The 21,660-nt window shown below is 66.6% G+C and carries 21 protein-coding genes; 7 read left to right on the plus strand and 14 right to left on the minus strand.

Annotated elements, in window-relative coordinates; translation table 11 throughout:
- The first annotated feature begins 98 nt into the window (after positions 1–98).
- Genes UIB01_RS19280 through UIB01_RS19290 form a run of 3 tightly spaced genes read left to right on the plus strand, consistent with a single transcriptional unit; the run spans position 99 to position 3,036 of the window.
- Entirely contained in the window at positions 99–1,775 is a 1,677-nt protein-coding gene (locus tag UIB01_RS19280; RefSeq protein ID WP_038664067.1) for a carbon starvation CstA family protein, read from the plus strand.
- Positions 1,772–2,038, plus strand: coding sequence for a cory-CC-star protein (locus tag UIB01_RS19285; protein ID WP_013981518.1), 267 nt, complete (start codon positions 1,772–1,774; stop codon positions 2,036–2,038). Before UIB01_RS19280 ends, UIB01_RS19285 begins: the two co-directional genes overlap by 4 nt.
- Complete coding sequence (locus tag UIB01_RS19290) at positions 2,029–3,036, plus strand: ArsA family ATPase (RefSeq protein WP_038664071.1); 1,008 nt, start codon at positions 2,029–2,031, stop codon at positions 3,034–3,036. Before UIB01_RS19285 ends, UIB01_RS19290 begins: the two co-directional genes overlap by 10 nt.
- On the opposite strand, the gene UIB01_RS19295 is transcribed toward UIB01_RS19290, so the two are convergent.
- From UIB01_RS19295 to UIB01_RS19305, 3 genes are all read right to left on the minus strand, one after another.
- A complete protein-coding gene (locus UIB01_RS19295) occupies positions 3,031–3,459 on the minus strand; it encodes a DUF2628 domain-containing protein (protein ID WP_038664074.1) in 429 nt (142 codons plus the stop codon). The genes UIB01_RS19290 and UIB01_RS19295 overlap by 6 nt on opposite strands.
- 114 nt (positions 3,460–3,573) lie before the next feature.
- On the minus strand, positions 3,574–4,227 hold the full coding sequence (locus tag UIB01_RS19300; protein WP_080695114.1) for a dienelactone hydrolase family protein: 654 nt from the start codon (positions 4,225–4,227) through the stop codon (positions 3,574–3,576).
- The gene (locus UIB01_RS19305) at positions 4,224–4,892 is read right to left on the minus strand and encodes a phosphoribosyltransferase (RefSeq protein ID WP_038665983.1); all 669 of its coding nucleotides are present in this window, start codon (positions 4,890–4,892) and stop codon (positions 4,224–4,226) included. Before UIB01_RS19305 ends, UIB01_RS19300 begins: the two co-directional genes overlap by 4 nt.
- Before the next feature lie 220 nt (positions 4,893–5,112).
- On the opposite strand from UIB01_RS19305, the gene UIB01_RS19310 reads away from it, so the two are divergent.
- The 3 genes from UIB01_RS19310 to UIB01_RS19320 all read left to right on the plus strand — a co-directional run bounded on the left by UIB01_RS19310 (position 5,113) and on the right by UIB01_RS19320 (position 9,206).
- Positions 5,113–6,195, plus strand: a complete 1,083-nt coding sequence (locus UIB01_RS19310; protein ID WP_038664077.1) for an ABC transporter substrate-binding protein — start codon at positions 5,113–5,115, stop codon at positions 6,193–6,195.
- A complete protein-coding gene (locus tag UIB01_RS19315) occupies positions 6,182–8,539 on the plus strand; it encodes a putative bifunctional diguanylate cyclase/phosphodiesterase (RefSeq protein WP_038664081.1) in 2,358 nt (785 codons plus the stop codon). The genes UIB01_RS19310 and UIB01_RS19315 overlap by 14 nt, the downstream gene beginning before the upstream one ends.
- A 187-nt stretch (positions 8,540–8,726) precedes the next feature.
- Positions 8,727–9,206, plus strand: a complete 480-nt coding sequence (locus UIB01_RS19320) for a BCAM0308 family protein (protein ID WP_038664084.1) — start codon at positions 8,727–8,729, stop codon at positions 9,204–9,206.
- Positions 9,207–9,246: 40 nt separating this feature from the next.
- Here UIB01_RS19320 and UIB01_RS19325 read toward each other — a convergent pair whose 3' ends face one another.
- The 10 genes from UIB01_RS19325 to UIB01_RS19370 form a co-directional block, all read right to left on the minus strand.
- Positions 9,247–10,074, minus strand: coding sequence for an FAD/NAD(P)-binding protein (locus UIB01_RS19325; RefSeq protein WP_038664087.1), 828 nt, complete (start codon positions 10,072–10,074; stop codon positions 9,247–9,249).
- The gene (locus UIB01_RS19330) at positions 10,071–11,081 is read right to left on the minus strand and encodes a 4Fe-4S dicluster domain-containing protein (protein ID WP_038664090.1); all 1,011 of its coding nucleotides are present in this window, start codon (positions 11,079–11,081) and stop codon (positions 10,071–10,073) included. The genes UIB01_RS19325 and UIB01_RS19330 overlap by 4 nt, the downstream gene beginning before the upstream one ends.
- On the minus strand, positions 11,068–13,164 hold the full coding sequence (gene fdhF, locus UIB01_RS19335) for a formate dehydrogenase subunit alpha (protein WP_038664093.1): 2,097 nt from the start codon (positions 13,162–13,164) through the stop codon (positions 11,068–11,070). The genes UIB01_RS19330 and fdhF overlap by 14 nt, the downstream gene beginning before the upstream one ends.
- 46 nt (positions 13,165–13,210) lie before the next feature.
- Positions 13,211–13,738, minus strand: a complete 528-nt coding sequence (locus UIB01_RS19340) for a hypothetical protein (protein ID WP_038664095.1) — start codon at positions 13,736–13,738, stop codon at positions 13,211–13,213.
- 176 nt (positions 13,739–13,914) lie between these two features.
- Positions 13,915–14,589, minus strand: a complete 675-nt coding sequence (locus UIB01_RS19345; protein WP_015278560.1) for a DUF1028 domain-containing protein — start codon at positions 14,587–14,589, stop codon at positions 13,915–13,917.
- A 67-nt stretch (positions 14,590–14,656) separates the two neighbouring features.
- A complete protein-coding gene (locus tag UIB01_RS19350; RefSeq protein WP_038664099.1) occupies positions 14,657–14,995 on the minus strand; it encodes a c-type cytochrome in 339 nt (112 codons plus the stop codon).
- Between the two features lie 54 nt (positions 14,996–15,049).
- Complete coding sequence (locus UIB01_RS19355) at positions 15,050–16,318, minus strand: PQQ-dependent sugar dehydrogenase (RefSeq protein WP_038664102.1); 1,269 nt, start codon at positions 16,316–16,318, stop codon at positions 15,050–15,052.
- 152 nt (positions 16,319–16,470) lie between these two features.
- A complete protein-coding gene (locus UIB01_RS19360; protein WP_038664106.1) occupies positions 16,471–16,929 on the minus strand; it encodes a YehS family protein in 459 nt (152 codons plus the stop codon).
- 63 nt (positions 16,930–16,992) lie between these two features.
- Positions 16,993–18,381, minus strand: a complete 1,389-nt coding sequence (locus tag UIB01_RS19365; RefSeq protein ID WP_038664109.1) for a sigma-54-dependent transcriptional regulator — start codon at positions 18,379–18,381, stop codon at positions 16,993–16,995.
- On the minus strand, positions 18,374–19,855 hold the full coding sequence (locus tag UIB01_RS19370) for an ATP-binding protein (protein ID WP_038664112.1): 1,482 nt from the start codon (positions 19,853–19,855) through the stop codon (positions 18,374–18,376). Before UIB01_RS19370 ends, UIB01_RS19365 begins: the two co-directional genes overlap by 8 nt.
- Positions 19,856–20,004: 149 nt before the next feature.
- Between UIB01_RS19370 and UIB01_RS19375 the strand changes: the two genes are divergently transcribed.
- A complete protein-coding gene (locus tag UIB01_RS19375) occupies positions 20,005–20,397 on the plus strand; it encodes a DUF4168 domain-containing protein (protein ID WP_015278566.1) in 393 nt (130 codons plus the stop codon).
- A gap of 305 nt (positions 20,398–20,702) precedes the next feature.
- Here UIB01_RS19375 and UIB01_RS19380 read toward each other — a convergent pair whose 3' ends face one another.
- Positions 20,703–21,599 (minus strand): alpha/beta fold hydrolase, encoded by an 897-nt coding sequence (locus UIB01_RS19380; protein ID WP_038664115.1) that lies wholly within the window; start codon positions 21,597–21,599, stop codon positions 20,703–20,705.
- Positions 21,600–21,660: the final 61 nt, after the last annotated feature.

A 21,660-nucleotide genomic window follows, 5' to 3' on the forward strand; every position in this document is an offset into this window, starting at 1 on the left:
TCCCTGAGGCCGCGGCGTGGACGCCCGGTCATAACAATCACCCCACGAGGGCCAAACAGGGCTGAGCTGCCGGCGAGCGGCACGCCGAGGAATCCGAGATGAGTGCAATTGCGTTGTTGCTGGTAGGCCTGATCGCCATGGCGCTGGGCTACGTTTTCTACTCGAAGTTCATCGCCGAACGGATCTACCGTCTCGATCCCAACTACCGCACGCCGGCGCACAGCATGCGCGACGGCGTGGATTACGTCCCGACCAACAAATTCGTGCTCTGGGGCCACCACTTCACCTCGGTGGCGGGTGCCGCGCCCATCGTCGGCCCGGCGATCGCGGTGATCTGGGGCTGGGGCCCGGCCTTTGCCTGGGTGGTCTTCGGCACCATCTTCTTCGCCGGTGTGCATGATTTCGGCGCGCTCTGGGCCAGCGCCCGCAGCCGCGGTCAATCGGTGGGCATGCTCAGTGGCCGGCTGATCGGTGCACGCGGGCGCAGCCTGTTCCTGGTGGTGATCTTCCTCGTGCTGCTGATGGTCAACGGCGCCTTCGCCGCGGTGATCTCCAACCTGCTAGTGTCGACGCCGACCTCGGTGATCCCAGTGTGGGGCGCGATCCTGGTAGCGCTGGTGATCGGCCAGATGATCTACCGCTACAACATGAAGCTGCTCTGGCCCTCGCTGGGCGGGGTGATCGTGCTCTATACGCTGATCCTGATCGGCAACCAGTACCCCGTCGCGCTGCCGGACGAAATCATGGGCCTGTCGGCGAAGTCGGTGTGGATCCTGCTCTTGTTCGTCTATGCCGCCATCGCTTCGCTGCTACCGGTGTGGGTGCTGCTGCAGCCGCGCGACTACATCAACGGCCTGCAGCTGTTCGTCGGCCTCGGCCTGCTCTATCTGGCCGTGCTGTTCGGCGCGCCGGAGCTGGTGGCGCCGGCGTTCAACCAGGAGCTGCCGGCCGACACGCCGAGCATCGTGCCGCTGCTGTTCGTCACCATCGCCTGTGGCGCGATCTCCGGCTTCCACGGCCTGGTCGCATCGGGCACCACCTCCAAGCAGCTGGATAAAGAAACCGACGCCCGCTTCGTCGGCTACTTCGGCGCCATGGGCGAAGGCATGCTGTCGCTGGCGGCGATCATCTGCTGCACCGCCGGCTTCGCCACCCTGACCGACTGGCAGCAGGTCTACACCGCCTTCGGCACCGGCGGCGTCACCGCCTTCGTGCAGGGCGGCGGCACGCTGCTGGCTAACGGCCTGGGCCTGCCCGCCGAGCTCGGCGGGACCATTCTCGCGGTGATGGCGATCCTCTTTGCCGGCACCACCATGGACACCGGCCTGCGCCTGCAGCGCTTCGTCATCCAGGAAGCCGGTGAACTGGCCGGATTGAAGGTCAACACCCTGATCGGTACGCTGATCGCCGTCGGCGTGTGCATGGCGCTGGCCTTCGGCGCCGGCTCCGATGGCACCGGCGGCATGGTCATCTGGCCGCTGTTCGGCACCACCAACCAGCTGCTGGCCGGCCTGACCCTGGCGGTGATCACCGTCATCCTGATCAAGCTCGGCCGCTCGCCGGTGTACACCCTGGTGCCGTTGGTGTTCCTGCTGGCCATGTCGATCTACGCGCTGCTGGTGCAGATGGGCCAGTTCTACCGCGCCGAAAACTGGCTGCTGCTGGGCATGGACGTGATCATCCTGATCGCCGCGCTGTGGGTCACCCTGGAAGCGGTGATCGCCATGCGCAAAGGCCGCGACCCGGCCGAGCAGGCCTTCGAGGCGCAGCCGTGAGCGAGCCGCTGAGCATCCTCGGCAAGGTTTCGGCGGGGCTGCGCGAGTTCTACGTCGCACCCTATCGCCGGACCTTCGCTCGTGCCCGGCGCGACGAAGACGACCTGTTCATGCTGCTGGTGTTCAGCGAAACCCTCGGCGTGCCGAACCCGGCCGCCTGGTACACCCTGGAGCTGATGCCGGCACTCTACGAGCGCTTCCATGACTGGCACCGGCGCATGGGCATGGAGCACTCGCCACTGGACCATATCGCATGCTGCTAGCGCTGGCCGAGCAGCGCCGCGTGCTGTTCTTCGGCGGCAAGGGCGGTGTCGGCAAGACCACCGTGGCCGCGGCCACGGCGCTGGCCCAGGCAAAAGCCGGCCGCCGGGTGCTGCTGATTTCCACTGACCCGGCACACAACCTCGGCCATCTCTGGCATCGCCCGGTGGGTCCGCAGAGGGTGCGCCTCGCGGCCGGACTGGACGGCCTGGAACTGGACCCGGAACTCACCGTGCAGCAGCACCTCGATGAGGTCGGCGCCGCCCTGCGCAAGCTGATGCCGGCGCACCTGGCCGGCGAAGTGGACAAGCACATTGCGCTCTCGCGCGATGCGCCGGGCATGCACGAAGCGGCACTGCTCGAACGCATCGCCGAGACGGTTGATCAGGGGCTGGCCGACTACGACCTTCTGGTGTTCGACACCGCGCCGTCCGGACACACCGCGCGGTTGATGGCCCTGCCGGAAATGATGAGCGCCTGGACCGAAGGCCTGCTGCGCCGGCAAGAGCGCGGCTCACGCTTTGCCCAGGTGCTGAAGAATCTCGGCCAGGACGATCGTGGGTTCGGCCAGTCCATCCTCGGCCAGAGCGATGGCGCGGCAGCCCCGGACCGCGACAGCCGTATCCGCCAGATCCTCGACCGCCGCCGCGAGCGCTTCAACCGGCTGCGCGAGGTGCTCGGTGATGCGCAGCAGTGCGCTTTCGTCATCGTGCTCGCAGCCGAGCGGCTGCCGGTGCTGGAAACCATCGAACTGCACGCACAGCTGCAGCGCGCCGGCACTCCGGTCGGCGCGCTGGTGGTGAACAAGCGCTCACCCGTCGATGCCGGCGCCTTTCTCGCCGAACGCCACGCCCTGGAGGAACAGCATCTCGCCACTCTGCGCCAGGCGCTGGGCCAGCTGCCACTGCTGGAGCTGCCGCTGTTGCCCGTCGACGTGGTCGGCGAAGCGGCACTGGAGGCGTTCGCGCGACGCCTGGGTGGTGCAACGGCCGCGCTATAGCCAGCCGTTGTCGCCCAGCACCTGGCTCTTGTAGAAATCGAGGTTGGCGCGCATGGCGAACACGCCGGCGACACCATAGGCGAGGAAGCGTGCGAAGTCGCCGTAGCCCACGGCGTCGAGCCCCATGATGATCAGGGTAACCGCGCCCAGCGCCAGCAGCGTATAGCTGAGCGCCCTGCGCCACATGCCCTTGGCCAGGTAGTACAGCGGCCCGAACAGAAAGGCGAGGATGTTGAAGGCCATGGCTTGGCGCCGATCGGCTGCGGACAGGCTCTTGAACGCGGGCAGGCGCGGGCCGCCAGCCTGCGCGATGGCCTGGAAACGTCGCTTCCAGCTGTCGGAAACGGGCAGCGCCTCGATCCGGCCCGCCTCAGCGCCGGTCAGCGGGGCAAGCGGGGGTGCGTAGGGATTCTGGGTACTCATGAAACCTCCTTGTTTTCGAGCGCCCATGATCGCGCCCGCCGCTGGCCAGTGCCAATCCGACGTGCCCGCCACGTGCTGCGCCGCAAGTTTCCGGACGCTGAGCCGCTGCAACGGTCACACCAGATGCCGCACGAACCAGTCGCCTGCCAGCTGGGCCACCTGTTCCAGAGTGCCGTGTTCCTCGAACAGATGGGTCGCGCCGGGTACCACCTGCAGCTGATGCACGCACTGCAGCCGCGCCGCGGCCTCGCGATTGAGCTCCAGCACTTCCAGATCGCGACTCCCGACGAGGAACAGCGAAGCGGCCTTGACCCGAGCCAGCGACTGGTCGGCGAGATCGACGCGGCCGCCGCGCGAAACCACCGCGGCGATATCCGCCGGGCGCGACGCCGCGGTGATCAACGCCGCGGCGGCACCGGTGCTGGCGCCGAACAGACCGATGCGCAACTCGCGCAGGTCCGCCTCGTTGCCCAGCTGATCGACCACGCCGCTCAAACGCTGGCTAAGTAACGGAATGTCGAAACGCAGCTGACGGGTAATCTCGTCGATAGCCTGCTCATCGGCGGTAAGCAGATCAAACAGCAACGTCGCCAGACCAAGCCCATTGAAATAGTGCGCCACACTCTGATTGCGCGGGCTGTGCCGGCTGCTGCCGCTGCCATGCACGAACACCACCAGGCCTACAGCATCCGGTGGTACGCAGAGATCACCATGCAGGCGCGCCTTGCCGAGTGTGAAGCGCATCGGTGTCACTGGATGCTGGGTCATACCGACTGCCCTCCTCGGTTCCAGGCGCGTTGCAGCAGCTCAACCACCTGCCGGTCCGACGTCTGATCGAAATTCTCGTACCAGCGGCCGATGGCATACAGATCATGCGGCAGGTGCAGACAGACGATGCGGTCGGCCAGACGCTTCAGCTGCGCGACGCTTTCCGGCGCCGCCACCGGCACCGCCACCGTGATGTTACTGGCACCCAGCTGGCGCACGGCCTGCACCGCGGCGCGCATGGTGGCCCCGGTGGCCAGACCGTCATCGACCAGAATCACTGGGCGCCCGGCAATGACTGGCTGCGGCCGATCACCCCGGTAGGCTTGCTCGCGGCGCTGCAACTCATGGATTTCCTGAGCGACGGTTCCGTCGATTTCGGCCTTGGAGACGTGCACGTAACGCACGATGTCCTCGTTCATCACCCGGACGCCACCGCTGGCAATGGCCCCCATAGCCAGTTCGCGGTTACCAGGTGTGCCGAGCTTGCGTACGACCAGAATGTCCAGCTCGAGCGCCAGCCGTTGCGCCACCTCGAAAGCCACCGGCACGCCGCCACGCGGCAGCGCGAGGACCAGAGCGTCCTGCCAGCCGCCATCCTGTGCCAGGCGCTCGGCCAGCGCCATGCCGGCCTGCGTTCGATCGGGGAAAGGAATCTTCAGGGTCATGGCCGGATCCTCGCTGAGCTGCCGAATCATGTGAAGTCTGGCTCAAGAATCCGACATCCGTCGGTTGTCGCGACAAACAACCTCGGTGCAGCCGTCGATCGGGCTTGCGCGGCAGTTGCGAAAAAGGAATTGCCGTCATATGTCTGGCGCCAGTAAAGTGCCATCACTGCCGCTATGCCGAATCCATCGGCGAAGCGACCACCATCAGCGGACGATGCCCATGACCAATCAGAAGAAGCCGGCTCCCTGGCGTGCGCGCAGCATTCTGCTGATGACCATCAGCCTGCTATTCCCATCGACGTCCCTGCAGGCGGCGCAAACCCTGACGCTGCTCACCTGGGAGGAATACCTCAGCGAAGCGGTGATCGAGCGCTGGCAGGCGGAAACCGGCGTCGAGATCAGACAGGTGTATTTCGACAGCGGTGACAAACGCGACGAAATCCTCGCCAAACCCGACCACCAGATCGACGTGGCGCTGACCGAGCTGATCAGCGCGACCCGCTTCGGCGCCCGTGGGCTGTTGCAGCCGCTGGACGCACCGGACCTGGCCGAGCTGCACAACACAGCGCCGCGCTGGCGCGACAGCTGCGGCCCCTACAGCGTGCCGTACCTGTGGGGCACGCTCGGCATCGCCTATCGCAGCGACCGCATCGAACAGGCGCCGCGCTCCTGGGCGGACCTACTGAAACCGGCCCGGCCGGACGAACCGCACATCATCATGACGGAAGATCACGAGGACATCCTCGCCGGCCCGCTGATCCTGCTCGGGCACTCGATCAACAGCGCGCACACCGACGAACTCAAGGCCGCCTTCGAGCTGCTCAAAGCGCAATCCGAAGCCGTACTGACCTACGAATACGTGATCACCGCGCTGCGCAGCCGGCGGCATCTCGATCGGGCCGATATGGCGCTGGCCTACAGCGGCGACCAGCAGGTGCTCAACGAGGTGGAAGGCGTGCAGGGCGAACCCTGGCGCTACGTGGTGCCCGAAGAAGGCACCCTGCTCTGGGTCGACTGCCTGTCGGTACCGAGCATCGCCCGCGACAAGGCGCTGGCCTATCGTTTCCTGAGGTTCCTCAACCGGCCGGACATTGCTGCGCTGAACGCTGCCGAACTGGGCGTCGCCACCCCGAACACCGCCGCTCAAGCGCTGCTGCCCGCCGAGGTCCGCCAGGACCGGACCATCTATCCCGCCGAGGAGGTGCTTGCACGCAGCCAGGTCTACGAGACGCGACCGCTGGAAGCCACGCAAACCCGGCGGCGCATCATCAGCGCCTTGATCAACGCCCATGACGCTCGGTAAACGCGCGCTGCTGGTGATCTTCCCGGTCATTCTGATCATCCAGCTCGTCGCCTCGACCGCCGCCTACCGGACTCAGCGCGCCTCGCTGCTGGGGCTGGAACAGGCACGTCTGGAGCAGCAGCTGCTGGCGTTGCAGTCGGCCTATCTCGACTACGAGGCGTTCAACCGCAGCGTGCTCTACTCGATCATGGATAGCGAAGCGCTGCTGCTGTTCCTGCGGGAGTCGGACACGGCGTTTCGCAACGAGACGCTCGGGCTGCGCATTCAGCAGAGCATCCGCTCGCTGTCCAACACCAAGCTCTCGTTCGTGTCCTTTGCCGTGCTGCAGCCGAACGGCGAGCTGGCCTACTACTTCGAAAGCAGCCTGTCGCCGTTCGCGACGATGAATTCGGCTCAGCAGCAGATCATTGCCGAGGCCAGGCGCTCGTCGCGGTCCGGGGCCACACGCTACGTCGAGCAGGCCGATGGTGGGCCGCTGCTGCTCGACACCGATTTCATCCTGCCGGCCTCCGGCAGCCGCCCGCTGCCGAGCCAGCGCGGTGAAGCCTTTGCCTTGCAACTGGCGGTGCGTCCGGAGCGATTCATCAAGCTCAAGCGCAGCCTGGAGGAAGAATATGGCGCCGCGGTCGAGATCGCAGTGCGGCAGCTGCCGGTCGAGTCGGGGCTGTCAGCCGCAATCTCGCTTTCCCGAGCCATGCACGCGCGGCTGACGCCGGCAGCGGCCTATACCGCCGAGCGCCTGCAGAGCCTGGCGCTGGCGTTCATCGCCGGCGGCGCGCTGATCTGCCTGGTGTCCATCGGCCTGCTGCTGTGGCTGATCCGCCGTTACGTCACCGCCCCCATCAGCCAGCTGGATGACCAGCTCACCGATCTGCTGCAGTGCAAGCGCACTGCACTCGACGAGCCCACCGACGGCGGCGAGATCGGCCGCCTGACGATCAACATGAAGACGCTGCACGAACGCAACACCGATGCACTGGAGCGAATCCAGATCATGTCCTGGACCGACAGCCTGACGCAGATCAGCAACCGCGCGCACTTCGGGGTGCTGGCCAACGCCATGTACGAGCGCTGCCTGCACGCGCGCAAGCACCTGGCGCTGCTGTTCCTCGATCTGGACAACTTCAAGCAGGTCAACGACCAGAACGGCCATGACGCCGGCGATACCCTGTTGCGCATCTTCGCCCAGCGTGTCCGCGGGCTGCTCAAGCGCCATCAGCTGGAGCATGCGCAGACGGAGGTGGCCTTTGCACGGCTGTCCGGCGACGAGTTTGCCATCCTGCTGCTGACCGATGCCGGCGACGATGGGCTCGCTGAGCTATGCGAGGCGCTGCTCGGCCTGTGTCGCGGCGGCTTCCGCCTGGAAGACCGCCTCTATCCGGTCGGCGTCAGCATCGGCACCGCCCGCTATCCGGACGATGCGGATTCGATCACCCAGCTGCTCACTCGCGCCGATACCGCCATGTACCAGGCCAAGGCCGAAGGCAAGAGCAAGGCGGTGGCTTTCAGCAGCGAACTGGAAGAACGCAACGAGCGCATCCGCCTGATCGAGGACCAGCTGCGCACGCTGGACGGCGACGACCAGCTGCGGCTGGTCTACATGCCAGCGCTCAACCGCGACGGTGCGGTGGTCAGTTGCGAGGTGCTGCTGCGCTGGCATTCGCCGGTGCTGGGTACGGTATCGCCCGGCGAATTCATTCCCATCGCCGAGCGCGCCGGACTTCATACAAGGATCGACAACTGGGTCATCGACCACGCGTTGGCGGAATACCCGAAGCTGGTGCAGCTGTTCGGCACGGAGGTCATCCTGGCGATCAACGTATCGTCCGCGCAGCTCACGGATGACCGCATCTGCCGTTATCTGCTCGAGCGTGCCGCCCATCACGGCGTCGCACCGGGCAGGATCGAGATCGAGCTGACGGAAACCTACGCCGCCGAACTCTGTGCCGGCACCATGGACGTGGTGCAGGCGATCCGGCGCGCCGGCTTTCGCGTCGCCATCGACGATTTCGGCGTCGGCTATACCTCGATCCAGCAATTGCTCGAATACCCGGCCGACACCATCAAGCTCGACATGGCGATCATCACCCGTCTGACACAGCCGGACATGCAGCAGAGCCTGAGCGCCCTCGTCGCGTTCTGCCATGCGCAGGGCAGGCGCGTGAATGCCGAAGGCGTAGACACGATGGACAAACAGTCGGCGCTGCTGCAGGCCGGCTGTGACCTGTTCCAGGGCTACCTGATCTCGCCACCCCGCTCGCTCGCCGCGCTGGAAGACTGGATGGCAGTGCGCAACCGCGTCCAGGGCGCGCTGCGCCTGGAGCCACTGCCGCAGTCCGGCTGAGCGGCTGAGCGGCTCAGCCTGTTTGGCGAGCCCGGCCGCATCTGACGATACAGCAGATCCCAGCATCCGTAAGAAGCCGCCTGCGACAAGGTATCGCAACCAGCGGTCGGCGCGGGTGTAAGGCGGATACAGGGCCAAGGCTGATCTACGCTGCAAAGGTAGTTCCTCAATCATCGAGACCTTCGCCATGGACAAGACGCGCGACAAGCTGCTGCAACCCGAACACCACGACCCCTATCTGAAGGCCTGGCATCAGCGCAGCGACACCCTCTGCCCGCAGTGCGGCGCCGCCTACCAGGCCGGACGCTGGACCTGGCACGGCCTGGTGGACGCCAGCACTGCCCAGGAAGCGGTATGCCCGGCCTGCCAGCGCATCGCCGAAAACGTGCCGGCAGGGACGATCAGCCTGCGCGGTGCCTTCATCAAAGCCCACGCCGACGACCTCTGCGGGCTGATCCGCAACACCGAGGAAAAGGAGAAAAGCGAACATCCCCTCGAGCGACTGATGGCCATCAGCGACGAACCCGACGGGCTGCGCGTGACCACCACCGGCCTGCACTTGGCGCAGCGCATTGGCCACGCGTTGGAAGCCGCCTATGACGGCGAGCTGAAGATCCACTACGACGGCGAGGAGTATTACGTCGACGTGCACTGGCAGCGCGATTGACGCCAACGGGTCGCGGCGGTGCAACGCCGCCCGGTCCCGATCAGCAGGGTTGTGGCGGCAGGCAGCCGGCCGCCACTTGGCCGCTGGCCGCCAGCAAGCGCAGATACTCGTCATAGCGATAGGTCGGCCCGTCGACGCAGGCATAGCTGCTGCCGATGTAGCAGTGCCCGCACAGGCCCACGCCGCAATGCATACGCCGCTCCAGCGACAGCCAGACCCGACTGGCCGGCAAGTGGTGGTCGACGCAGCGGCGCGCCACGGCCAGCATCAACGCCTCCGGCCCACAACAGAACACTCGTGCCGGCGCCGTATCTGAGGTCAGCGCCAGCTGCAGCGCGTCCAGCGGATTGCCCTGCTCCACGCCGTCATCGTCCTGATCCAGCGTCTCGATCAGCGTCAGCCGCTGGCGCCAGCGCGTGCGCTCGCGCGCCAGTACCTGATAGGCGCGCGAGCGCGCCGCGTAGATCAGCTGCACGTCGCCGGCAGCGCCATCGATCAGCCCAGCCAGCGGCGCCAGGCCGCAGCCGCCGGCCACCAGCAACAGTCGCTCGCCAAACCCGGGCGACGGCCAGCCGCGGCCGAACGGCCCGCGATAGCCGAGCACGGCCCCCGGCGCGAGGGCGAACAGCGCGGCGGTGAGGGTCCCGGTCTGGCGGATCAGCGCGCTGAACCGCCCGGCGGCGTCCGGCTGGCTGACGTAGGTGAAGGCCGCCTCACCCACGCCGGGCACGGTCAGCATGAAGAACTGCCCGGGCGCTACCAGCGACTGGTCGCCCCGTGGCTCGATGGCGAAGGTGAAATGCCGCGCCGCCTCGCCATCGGCGTAGGCCTCGAGCAGGCGCATCGGGCGGGGCGTCAGGCTGATCATGGCTGGCCGATTCTCCTCATCACCTGGTGCACGCCAATGCCACCAGGGCACACCGCATCACAGCGCCCGCAGCCGACGCAGCCGTCGCGGCCGAAGCGCTGGCGGAAATCCTCGCCGAACTTGTGATACCAGAAGCGCTGCACGCGCTGACCCGGCGTGGCACTGGGGTTGTGGCCACTGGCCTCCTTCTGGAAGCCCTGGTAGAGGCAGGAATCCCAGACTCGCTCCTGCCTGCTGCCACCCGCAGCCTCGGCCTGCACGAAGGGCGCGAAACAGGAACAGGTCGGGCATACCGAGGTACAGCCGGAGCAGCCCAGGCAGCGTAGGCCGAGCGCTTCCCAGGTCTGGCTGTCCACCGTTTCACCATTGAGCGCCGCACAGCCCAAGGCGAGATCGGCCTGTTCGCCCTGCTCGGCGGCCACCTGCAAAGCCTGTGCGCTGCGCTGCTGCACCCAGTCCGCCGGCGCGATTGCCAAGGCCAGCCCGACGAGCGCCTGGGCACCACGTTCGGAGGCGACCAGCAGCAGCCAGCGTTGCGCCAGCGGACAGAGAATCAGGTCGGCTGTCTGCGACCGCACCTCCGGGCCGCTGTCCATGATTGCGCAGAAGCCGTACCGGCAGCTCTGCGGGCAATCGACGCCGACCAGCAGGGTCGCCGCGCGGCGTGCCTGGTAATGCGCATCGGCGGCGAAGAAGCGATCCTGGTAGGCCAACGCGGTCAGATCGCAGGCCTGCAGGCCGAACAGCACCTGCGGGTGAACCTCGGGCAGCAGCGGGATGAACTGGCCGTTCTCGTAGCGAAACAACGCCTCACGCTCGGCGAAGAAGAACGCCTTGGCCGAGAATGGCGGTGGCTCGCCCGGAGCCGCGAACGGCCGTGGATCGCCAGGCGCCAGCGCCTGCCAACGCAGCGCGCCCTGTGCATCCGGCAGCGGCTGGTAAAGCAGACGCTCACGGGCGAGGTGCGCGCGCAACCGCTCGGGGCTATCCAGCTCATAGGCCTGCATGGTCGGCCTCCCGCGGTCGTTCCAGCTCGATGCGCGGCGCTTGGCCGGGCGCAAGCGGGGTCAGCGCCACCGCGCAAGCCTTGAGCTCCGGCATGTGGCTGATCGGGTCCTGAGCGCTGTTGGTCAGCCGGTTACAGGGCGCCTCGCGGAAGTGATAGGGCATGGCAACGGTGCCCGGCGGCACGTCGTCGGTGAGGTGCGCGCGGGTCTCCAGCGCGCCGCGGCGCGACGCCACGCGTACCCCCTGCGCCTCGCCAAGCCCCAGTCGTACGGCATCCTGCGGGTGGATGAACAGCAGCCCGGCAGGGATCTCGCGCTCGAGCAGCGGTGATTTGCGCGTCATCGCCCCGCCGCCGTAGTGAAAGTGCAGGCGCTGGGTAGTGAAGCAGAACGGATAGTCGGCATCCGGACATTCATCCGGCTCGACCTGCGAAACGGGTAACAGCTGCGCCCGCCCACGCGGGAAGCATTGCCGATGGAGAATCGCCGTACCGTCGGGATGCTCGGCATCGCACGGCCATTGCAGCCCCCCGCACTGCGCCAGACGCGCGTGGCTGATGGCGCTGAAGATCGGCGACAGCGCGGCCATCTCGGCGAACACTGCCTCGGCATCAGCCCAGCGCATGCCGTCATAGCCCATGCGCTCGGCCAACGCGGCGAGAATCTGCCAGTCCGCACGCGCCTGCCCCGGCGGCTCGATGGCCTTGCGCAGCAGCTGCATACGCCGCTCGCAGTTGCTGAAGGTGCCGTCCTTCTCGGCGAACGACGCGGCGGGCAGCACCACGTCGGCATAGCGCGCGGTTTCGCTCATGGTCAGCTCAACCACCACCAGGAAGTCCAGTGCCTGCAGCGCGCGGGCCAGCTTGTGCTGGTCCGGATCGGTGATTACCAACTCCTCGCCGAGCACCATCAGCGCGCGAAAATCGCCGCTCAGCGCCGCCTCGCTCATGCCCAGCGAGGTCAGCCCGGGCGCCGGCGGCTGCGCCACGCCCCAGGCGCGGGCGAATTTCGCGCGTATCGCCGCGTCGGCAACCTTCTGGTAGCCGGGGTACACGTCCGGCAGGCAGCCCATGTCGCAGGCGCCCTGCACGTTGTTCTGCCCACGCAGCGGATTGACCCCGCTGCCCGGCCGGCCGAGCTGACCGCAGACCAGCGCCAGGTCGGCCACCGCGATGACATTGTGGGTGCCGCTCTGGAACTGAGTGATGCCCATGCCGTAGGCGATGAAGGCACGCTGCGCCTGGCTGTAGGCCCGTGCCAGCTCGATCAGCGCCAGCACCGGCACGCCGGTCTGCGCGCTGGTGATTTCCGGAGTGAGGTCGCGTACATGGGCGCGCAGCGCTGCCTCGTTGTCGCAGCGGCAGGCGAGGAACTCGCGGTCCTCCCAGCCGTTGGCGAAGATGATGTGCAGCAGTCCGTTGAGCAGCGCGATGTTGCTACCCACGCGCAGCTGCACGTGCTGGTCGGCCAGCCGCGCCAGCCGGGTGCGCCGCGGGTCGACGACGATCAGCCGGGCGCCGCGGGCCTGCGCCCGCAGCATGCGCGCACCGATCATTGCGTGGTTCTCGGTAACGTCGGCGCCGATCACCAGAATCAGCTCGGCCTCGTCGATATCGGCAATGGAGTTGGTCATAGCGCCAGAGCCCAGCGTACGGCTCAGACCGGCTACCGAGGGGCTGTGGCAGATGCGCGCGCAGTGATCGATGTTGGCGGTGCCAAGCACCGCGCGCGCGAACTTCTGCGCGGCGTAGTTATCCTCGTTGGTGGCGTGGGCGCAGCTGATGACCCCGACCGCGGCCGGCCCGGCGGCATCCAGCGCAGCGCGGAATTCACTCGCGACCAGTGCAAGCGCTTCCTCCCAGCTGGCTTCGCGGAACCGCCCATGCTCCTTGATCAGCGGCATGTGCAGGCGATTGCCAGCGTCGATGGCAAATCCGCTGGCCCAACCCTTGGCACACAGCTGCCCGGCACTGACCGGATGCCCCGGCTGCGGCTCCACACCCACCACGCGGCCACCTTCGACGCGCAGGCCGAGCCCGCAGCCGACGCCGCAGAACGTGCATATGCTCGGCACCACCTGCATGAGAATCCTCCCTGGCTACCCCTGGCGGCGAAACCGCATCCGCCGATCAGTAGCGCACCTCGGAAACACGATAGACGCGCCGCGGCGGCCCGAACACCTCCTCCATCTGCGCACGGCTGAGCGGCAGGGTCAGCAGCTCGGTCGCAGCGGGCGCGGCGACCTGCGGGTAGAAGCGTTCATCGCGCAGCCGCGAGACCAGACTGACATACACCAGCCGTCCCTGGCGGAAACTCACATAGATGCCGCCGCCCTGGTAATTGTCATCCTGGCGCGCCTTCTCCTTGACGATCTCCGGCCACTGCGGCGGAGGTTCCCACGCCGGCAGGTAGCGGGCGACGAATTCCGGGCGCAGCGCGCCTATCGCCACCAGCGGCGCCTGCTCGGCCAGCTTGATCTGCGCGGCGAGCACACGGGCATCGGTTTTCTTCTGCAGATCGATCCAGACCATGGTGTAACGCGGCTCTGACGACTCGCGCAGCGATTCGCTGAAGGCGGTCAACGGACCGTTCTCCATACGCCAGATATTGGCGCAGCCGCTCAGAACGAGACACAGAAGAATCAGCGCGATCCGCATAGCATGCACCTCCACCGCCCGACCACCCGCGCCGGCGCAGTCGACCGACAAGCGGCGCCGCGCACGAACAGCGTGTTACTGCCTGGAGCATAGCCAACCGCCAGCATTTGACGGAGTCGAGCTCTGCGCTCCGCAGTCGCAGCCGGCCAGCCCCGCGCTGCAAGCCGGTTCAGCGATCAGATGATTTCTTCTCCAGCCGCACCCGCCGGATTGGCGCGCGTCGGCATGGCGAGGATCTCCGGCACCACCTCGCGGGCGAACACATCGTGCAGCCGGTGCAGCTCGGCGAACGGATCAGGATGATGATCGACGCGGATGTCCCACAGCGGATATTGCTCCTGGTCGACCACATACACCGTTGCCGACGACTCGCCATGGCGATCGCCGCCCTGCGCATCGCCGGCCGCGAGCGCGGCCATCAGGCGCTCCACCAGTGGCAGATGCGCGCTGCCGACATAGGCCTCGCAGGCGGCCTCCAGCACCTCGCGTCCCTTCAGCCGGTTGCCCTGCACGCAGAACTGCTCGCCGGCGATGGAGCCGGCCCAGGGCAGACAGCGCTCACCGGTCCAGCAGGCGGTACGGCCCTGGTTGTCGACGACCGCGCACTGGCGCAGCTCCATACAGGGGTCGGTGCGCCGCAGCCGTTCCAGCACCTCCGCCGCCGGGCTGAATTCACGCAGGAAGCGCAGGCCATCAATACCCAGGTACGGATTGATCTGCGCCTGAGTCGCCACAGCGCCGACATGCGCCGCCGCGTGGGTTAGCAACTTGCCCACAGCGGGCATGGCGGTGGCAGCGGCCACGCCGAACTGGCCGGTGCGCGGGCAGCGGGCGACGATGGAAAAGGTCATGGGCGTGCTCTCTGGATTCGTCAGAGCTTAGGCCCGGGCCGAGCGGCAAACGTTCAGAGCGGGCGGCTCACTCCGGCAATTCGGCACTGACCTTGATCGCCGAGTACCAGGCCGTGACCGCTGCGATGTCCTCGTCGCTCAGCCCGGAGGCGATGACACTCATCTGCGGATGCTTGCGCTCACCGGAGCGGAAGGCCTGCAGCTGCCGCGCCAGGTACAGCTCGCCGTTGCCGGCCAGGTTCGGTGCATCGGCGACCTTGGCGATGCCATCGATGCCATGGCACGCCGCGCACATCTTGGCCTTGGCCTTGGCAGCGCTCAGATCGGCCGCCAGCGCCGGAAGGCAGGCGCTGCCCGGCAGCAGTGCAAGCACCAGACACAGCCACCGCTTGAAATCCATCGACATGCAGGAATCCTCCAATAGCGCCGGCCCGCGCGAACGGCAGGCCGGCGCGACGGCTCACTTGCCCTGGTAGGAGATGCGGTAGATGGCCCCGGCGGTGTCGTCGCTGACCAGCAGCGAGCCGTCCTTGAGCTGCGCGACATCGACGATGCGGCCGTAGTACTCGCCGGTTTCCTCGTCCAGCCAGCCTTCAGCGAAGGGCACCGTCTCACCGGACGGACCGCTGCCATCGGCGGCAAACGGGGTGAACATCACCCGTGCGCCAGCCGGCACGGTGCGGTTCCAGCTGCCGCGCTGGGCACTGAACAGGCCGCCGCGGTATTGCTCGGGAAACTGCTTGCCGGTGTAGAACATCAGGCCCATGTCGGCGGCGTGAGCAATGGTCTCCACCACCGGCGGGGTCAGGCCCTCGGGCGGGGTCTCGTCGGCGTACTCGTTAGTGCGCACCTGACCACCGCCGTACCAGGGCATGCCGAACTTCATTCCTGCCTTGGGCGCACGATTGATCTCGCCCGGCGGCGTGTCGTCGCCCATGCCGTCGACCTGGTTATCGGTGAACCACAGCTCCTTCGTCGTCGGGTGATAGGTGATGCCCACCGAGTTGCGCACACCGGTGGCGTAGACCTCGCGCTTGCTGCCGTCACGCTCCATGCGCACGATGCCGCCGATGCCGTGCTTGGCGTACAGATCGAGCTTGTCCTTGGGCGGCACGTTGTGTGGCTGGCCGAGGGAGATGGTGAGCTTGTTGTCCGGACTGATGGCACAGACCCGCGCGCCGTGGTTGTAGCTTTCCTCGTCCTTGGGGATCAGCTCGCCGGTCGGCACCACGATGTCAGCCGCCACGTCCGGCCCTTCGTAGAAGAACTCGGCGGCCGGGAACACCAGCACGCGGTTGTGCTCGGCGACGAAGAGAAAGCCGTCCGGGCTGAAGCAGGGGCCGGGCTGGGTGAAGGAAATTGCTGGAGCGAAGCGCTTCACCTCGTCGGCGGTGCGGTTCTTGGTGCGGTCGGTGACCGCCCACAGATCGATCTTGCGGGTGCCGACGAAGACCACCCCGCTGGACGGCCCGACTGCCATATGACGGGCATCGGGGACCACGGCGTAGAGATCGATGCGAAAACCCTCGGGCAGCTTGATGCGCTTGAGGTTGTCACGGATGGCGTCGGCGGTGGGTCCATCCTGGGGGATGGTCTTCATGTCCAGCGACTGGCCGGTGGTCTTCATCGAGCGCATGCGCTCAAGGGCTTCATCACTGGTCGGCGCTGCAATCGCAGCGGCGCAGCTCATCGCGAGCAGGGCGCTCAGGGTCAGGCGAAAGGTCTTCATGGCACGCACCTCGGGGCACCGCCACGTGGGGCGGTCATCTTGTTGTTATGGCGTTCCCGGCGACGAGCTGCGCACCGGGCATGCGGCTAGCTGCCTGCTTCAGCGTAGCGGCCGCCTGGCCATTTACCACTTGAGGTGCCCTGCGGTGTGGATCAGCCCTGGCGCAGCGAAAGGCCCTTGAGGAAATTGCGCAGCAGCTGATCGCCGCAGGCGCGATAGTTGCTGTGGCCGGGCTTGCGGAACAGTGCGCCGAGTTCGGATTTCGACAGCTGCAGATCGGCGGCATGCAGGATCGCCTGCAGGTCTTCGTCGCGCAGCTCGAAGGCCACCCGCAGTTTTTTCAGGATCTGGTTGTTGCTGACCGGCAGCTCCAGCGGCGGCGCCGGGCGGCTTTCGTCCTTGCCACGCTTGAAATAGATCAGCCCGTCGAGAAAACGCGTCATCGCCTCGTCGGGGCATTCCTGATAGCCGTCCTCGTCCTCGCGGCTAAGCCAGGCACGAACCTCGGCCTCGGCAACCGTGCAGCCACCCAACGCGGCGATTTCGGCCATCTGCGCATCACTGACCTTGAGGGTGTAGCGCAGGCTGCGCAGGACGTCGTTATTGAGCATGTTCGCTCCTCACTGAGAAAAGGCCGGCAGTGTGCGCTTTCGAGCGCCCTGCGGCGAGTCCGATCAACCGTCTTCGCGCTCGCCGAGACGGCGGTACAGCGTGCGCCGGCCAATGCCGAGCAAGGCCGCGGCGCGGCGCTTGTTGCCGTCCACCAGCTTGAGCACGTGCTCGATATAACGCTGCTCCAGCTCCTCCAGAGTCGGCAGCAGCGGGCCATCACTGAGCTGGGCGAGCAGTTCGGCGCCGGCACTGCGGGCGTTGTCATCACGATAGTCGGCGATGCGACTGGGCAGGTGCTCCAGCTCGATGCTGCGCCCGTGGCAGAAGGTCACCGCGCGTTCGATGGCGTTCTGCAATTCGCGCACGTTGCCGGGGAAGGGATAGCGCCGCAGTTGTGCCAGCACTGCCGGTGCCAGGCCGCGCACCGGCCGCCCGCTGCGCGCGGCGAAGTGGGCGACGAAGCCGGCGGCCAGCAGTTCGAGGTCCTCCTCGCGATCACGCAGCGGCGGCACCTGCAGGATGAAGGTTTCCAGACGGAAGAACAGGTCCTCGCGGAACGCCTCGCGGCCGGCCTCGGTTTCCAGCGGGCGATTGCTGGCGGCGATGATGCGCACATCAACCGTCAACTCACGCTCGGCACCCACCGGACGGATCGTGCCTTCCTGCAGCACACGCAGGAGTTTGGCCTGCAGCGGCAGCGGCATTTCGCCAATCTCGTCGAGAAACAGCGTGCCGCCGTCGGCCTGCTGGAACAGACCCTTGTGCGCGCGATTGGCGCCAGTGAAGGCGCCAGCGACATGGCCGAAGAATTCGCTTTCCAGCAATTCGGCCGGCAGCCCGGCGCAGTTGATCGCAAGGAATGGCCCTTTGGCACGTTCGCTTTCCGCATGCACGGCACGGGCGACCAGCTCCTTGCCGGTGCCGCTCTCGCCGATCACCAGCACCGGCCCCTCGGCGCGGGCAAGTTGGCGGATCTGGTCGAACAAGCCGCGCATCACCCGGCTGCGGCCGAGCATTCCGTGGAAGCGATCATCACTGAGCAGCTGCTGGAAGCGCCGTACCTCATCGCGCAGGCGCCGCGTCTCCAGCGCACGGGCCACCGCCAGGGCGAAGTGCTCGAGGTCCAGCGGCTTGGTGAGGAACTCGTCGGCACCTTCCTTGAGCGCCGCCACCGCCTGCTGGATGCTGCCGAACGCGGTGATCACCAGGAATGCCGGCGCGGCCTGCATGCTCTTCACCCGCCGCAGCAGCGCCATGCCATCGGCACCGGGCAGGCGCAGGTCGCTGACCACCAGCGCCGGTTCCCAGCTTTCCAGCGAGCCCACCGCCTCCTCCGCGCTCGCCAGCGCACGCACCTGTAAGCCGCGGTCTTCCAGCTCCTCGACCAGCAACTGGCGCAGGCTGTCATCGTCCTCGACCAGCAGCACCCGCTCCTGCGTCACCTCAGTCATGCTCGACCTCCTCGTCGATCAATGGCAGTGCGATACGGAAGGCCGCGCCCGGCAGGCTGCCGTCGACCAGTTCGATACGTCCACCACACTCGCTGACCACGCCATGGGCCACTGCCAGCCCCAGCCCACTGCCCTCGCCCACCGGCTTGGTGGTAAAGAACGGCTCGAACAGCGCCGCACGGTTTGCCTCGGCCACACCCGGGCCGTCGTCTTCCACCTGCAGCAGCAGCTCGTCTCCCTCGCGCCACCAGCTCAGCCGCACCAGCCCACCAGGGCTCGCCTGAGCGGCATTGCGCAACAGATTGGTCAGCGCCTGCTCGAAACGCGGCGGGTCGACACGGCAATAAACTGTTTGCGCTGGCGCCAGCAGTTCCAGCCGAACCTGTAGCGCGGCCAGCTCATCGGCCACCGCCGCCGCGGCCGAGTGCGCCAGCACCTCGGCGGCCACCTTGCGCGGGAGCGAACCGGCGGCGCGACCGAAATCCAGCAACTGGCGGACGATGGCACTGAGCCGCGCCACCTGCTGGCGAATCTGCAACAGCGCGCGGCGATGGGGTTCGGCCAGGTCGTCGTCGCGCAACACCCGCTGCGCCTTGCCGTCGATGACGCTGAGCGGGCTGCCCAGCTCATGCGCCACCCCTGCTGCCAGCCGTCCTACCGCCGCCAGCTGCTGGCTCTGGCGCAAGCGTGCCTGCAGCTGCTCTTCGCGGGTCTGCTGCTCGGCCACCTGGCGCTCGGCGGCGGCAATGCTGTCGAGCATCTGGTTCAACGCGCCGGACAGCACGACGATTTCCTGCGGCCCGCTGCGTGGCGCTCGATGCTCGCGCTCCCCCGCGGCAACCCGCTCCATGCTGCGCGCCAGCTGCTGCAGATGCTTGCCCACGGCTGAACGGTGGCCAAGCAGGATCACCACCAGCGCCACCCCGGCCAGTAAGCCACCCAGGCCCGCGGCGATCAGGCGCAGGCGGCGGATGTCCTGCTCGAAATCGCCCCAGCGCCGGGTCACCTGAAGCAGGCCGTTGATCTGCCCACCGCTCTCTTCCAGTGGCACGAAATAGGAATAAACCGGGCGGCCATTGATGCGCTGATAGGTGCCGGTCAGTTCGCCTCCCGCGGTGAGCTGCTGGATCGCCGACTCGTCCTGATCCGGCTCCACCGCGCCGGCATAGGCGGCCAGTTTGCCGTCACGATCGTAGACATAGGCGCCATAGACGCGGCCGACGCCGAGTACCGATTCGAGAACCTGCTGCAGGGTGCGCTCGTGGTTCTTCTCCAGACTGGCGCTGAGCGGCAGGCGCACCGCTCTCGCCACCAGCTCGACCTCCGCCTGCAAGCGCCGCTCGCTGTTGCGCTCGACCGTCCAAAGCACCACCGAACTGAAGCCGAACATGATCGCCATCAGCGGCACGACGACCTTGAGCAAGAGTGCGCCGCGTAAGCTGGATGGACGCTGCCAGATTGATACATGTGTCATATAGGCACACTACAGAGGCCCGACATATGGGTCCACCCTGCCCCGACGAAACGGTAAAGTCTTTAAACAACAATGGCTTAACTATTAAAGAGAAAGCTGGCACGGCTGCTGCAATAACCAATCCGTCTTTAACCGAAGCAGGAATGAACATGACTCAGCACAACGCTCGTCTCGCCTTCGCCGGAATTTTCTCGCTGTTCCTCGGCCTGGCCGCCCCCCTTGCATCGGCGCAATCAGCCAGCCCAGCCCCCACTGCTCAGCCGGCAACTGGCGCTCAGGCGCAGCAGTTCAGTGAAAAGAAACTGGAGAACTTCGCCGAATCACTGGGCGAGATCATGGAGATTCGCGAGGAGTTCACCGGCAAGCTGCAGAAGACCGAAGACGCCGACAAGGCCCGTGAGCTTCAGCAGCAAGCCAACGAGAAAATGCTCGGTGTGATCGAGGAAAATGACATCAGCATCGACGAGTACAACGCCATCAACGAAGCCGTGCAGACCGACCCAGAACTGCGCAACCGCGTGATTGCGATGATGCAGCAGTGATTGCACCACTGACACCGCGCGGCGCTGTCTGAGGCGTTCGCGCTGGGTGACAAGCAAGCCCCGCCTGGCCGATGCCGGCGGGGCTTCTTGCGTTGGGGTGCCAGAATCCTGCAAGCGCCCGATTCCAAACGGGATATCTGACAAGAAGCAATCGGTCGGGCGGCCATCCTCCAGATTCGTATTCAGCGCTATCCACCGCGCTTGGAGCCCTCCACAAGAACCCTACCTCGCAGTTTTGCCAGCGACGCAAAGCTGAGCCCCACGCGACCGCACCGCCCACCGAAGAGGCGATAACGCGCCCCGACTCAACGACCACACGCCCCGGGCGCAAGGCGCGTGCGAAAGTCGAAGTAGTGTTCAAGCACCTGCTCCGGCGCCTCGACCTGCGGGTAGTGGCCGATGCCCTCCAGCAGCACGGTATCGGGCGCAGGAATCAGCTCGCGGTAGCGGGCGACCATGTGCGCACCAGAAATCGGATCGGCCGCGCCGTCGATCACCCGCAACGGCACGTTGCAGCGCTGCATGGCCGTTACCCAGCGCTCGCGTTGCCTGACGCGCTCCGGCATGTAGCGGATCAGCCGGTGCATCACCGCAGGCCCATTGCCCTCGGCGATCAGTCGCCAGTAATCGTCCAGCTCGGAGTCGCTCGGCTGCGTCTGCGCACCGAATACCTTTCCGAAGGTCGCCCCTAGCGAACGCCGCGAGAACAGCCTGCCCAGTAGAAAGCCGAACGGGCCGAGCAGCAACTTCTGCACTCGCACCGGGTGATGGGTTTCAGGGGACAGCCCGCCATTGAGAAACACGCAGCTGGCCAGCGCGATGCGCCCTTCACAATGCCGCGCCAGCAGCTCCTGAGCGACGCTGTCGCCATAGTCATGGGCCAGCACATGGATTGCACCGTCGATACCCAGCTCCGCCAGCAGCGCCTGTTGCAGATCAGCCTGCTCGATCAGGCTGTAGGCGTGCCCGCGCGGCTTGGCCGAATAGCCGAAGCCGAGCATGTCGCAGGCAATCAGCCGATAGCGCACCGCCAGTGGCTGCCAGACCTTGTGCCAGTCCCAGCTGGCAGTGGGAAAGCCATGGATCAGCAGCAGCGGCTCACCTTCGCCGGCCGTCCAGTAGCGGATGCGCTTGCCGCCGAACGAGAACTCGCGAGCGCTGGCGCGCCAGGCGTCCAGCGCTATGCCGTCGGTGGTACTCATTAGCTTTTCTTGTTTTTGTGGAGACGAAGACAGTCTAGCGGTCTGGTGTGGCACGACGATT

The organism is Stutzerimonas decontaminans, from assembly GCF_000661915.1.
Lineage (GTDB): Bacteria > Pseudomonadota > Gammaproteobacteria > Pseudomonadales > Pseudomonadaceae > Stutzerimonas > Stutzerimonas decontaminans.

Bases quoted from the DNA above. Each gene is read 5' to 3' on its own strand.
- UIB01_RS19280 (WP_038664067.1), top strand. From the start codon at position 99: ATGAGTGCAATTGCGTTGTTGCTGGTAGGCCTGATCGCCATGGCGCTG.
- UIB01_RS19290 (WP_038664071.1), top strand. From the start codon at position 2,029: ATGCTGCTAGCGCTGGCCGAGCAGCGCCGCGTGCTGTTCTTCGGCGGC.
- UIB01_RS19295 (WP_038664074.1), bottom strand. From the start codon at position 3,459: ATGAGTACCCAGAATCCCTACGCACCCCCGCTTGCCCCGCTGACCGGC.
- UIB01_RS19300 (WP_080695114.1), bottom strand. From the start codon at position 4,227: ATGACCCAGCATCCAGTGACACCGATGCGCTTCACACTCGGCAAGGCG.
- UIB01_RS19305 (WP_038665983.1), bottom strand. From the start codon at position 4,892: ATGACCCTGAAGATTCCTTTCCCCGATCGAACGCAGGCCGGCATGGCG.
- UIB01_RS19310 (WP_038664077.1), top strand. From the start codon at position 5,113: ATGACCAATCAGAAGAAGCCGGCTCCCTGGCGTGCGCGCAGCATTCTG.
- UIB01_RS19315 (WP_038664081.1), top strand. From the start codon at position 6,182: ATGACGCTCGGTAAACGCGCGCTGCTGGTGATCTTCCCGGTCATTCTG.
- UIB01_RS19320 (WP_038664084.1), top strand. From the start codon at position 8,727: ATGGACAAGACGCGCGACAAGCTGCTGCAACCCGAACACCACGACCCC.
- UIB01_RS19325 (WP_038664087.1), bottom strand. From the start codon at position 10,074: ATGATCAGCCTGACGCCCCGCCCGATGCGCCTGCTCGAGGCCTACGCC.
- UIB01_RS19330 (WP_038664090.1), bottom strand. From the start codon at position 11,081: ATGCAGGCCTATGAGCTGGATAGCCCCGAGCGGTTGCGCGCGCACCTC.
- fdhF (WP_038664093.1), bottom strand. From the start codon at position 13,164: ATGCAGGTGGTGCCGAGCATATGCACGTTCTGCGGCGTCGGCTGCGGG.
- UIB01_RS19340 (WP_038664095.1), bottom strand. From the start codon at position 13,738: ATGCGGATCGCGCTGATTCTTCTGTGTCTCGTTCTGAGCGGCTGCGCC.
- UIB01_RS19345 (WP_015278560.1), bottom strand. From the start codon at position 14,589: ATGACCTTTTCCATCGTCGCCCGCTGCCCGCGCACCGGCCAGTTCGGC.
- UIB01_RS19350 (WP_038664099.1), bottom strand. From the start codon at position 14,995: ATGTCGATGGATTTCAAGCGGTGGCTGTGTCTGGTGCTTGCACTGCTG.
- UIB01_RS19355 (WP_038664102.1), bottom strand. From the start codon at position 16,318: ATGAAGACCTTTCGCCTGACCCTGAGCGCCCTGCTCGCGATGAGCTGC.
- UIB01_RS19360 (WP_038664106.1), bottom strand. From the start codon at position 16,929: ATGCTCAATAACGACGTCCTGCGCAGCCTGCGCTACACCCTCAAGGTC.
- UIB01_RS19365 (WP_038664109.1), bottom strand. From the start codon at position 18,381: ATGACTGAGGTGACGCAGGAGCGGGTGCTGCTGGTCGAGGACGATGAC.
- UIB01_RS19370 (WP_038664112.1), bottom strand. From the start codon at position 19,855: ATGACACATGTATCAATCTGGCAGCGTCCATCCAGCTTACGCGGCGCA.
- UIB01_RS19375 (WP_015278566.1), top strand. From the start codon at position 20,005: ATGACTCAGCACAACGCTCGTCTCGCCTTCGCCGGAATTTTCTCGCTG.
- UIB01_RS19380 (WP_038664115.1), bottom strand. From the start codon at position 21,599: ATGAGTACCACCGACGGCATAGCGCTGGACGCCTGGCGCGCCAGCGCT.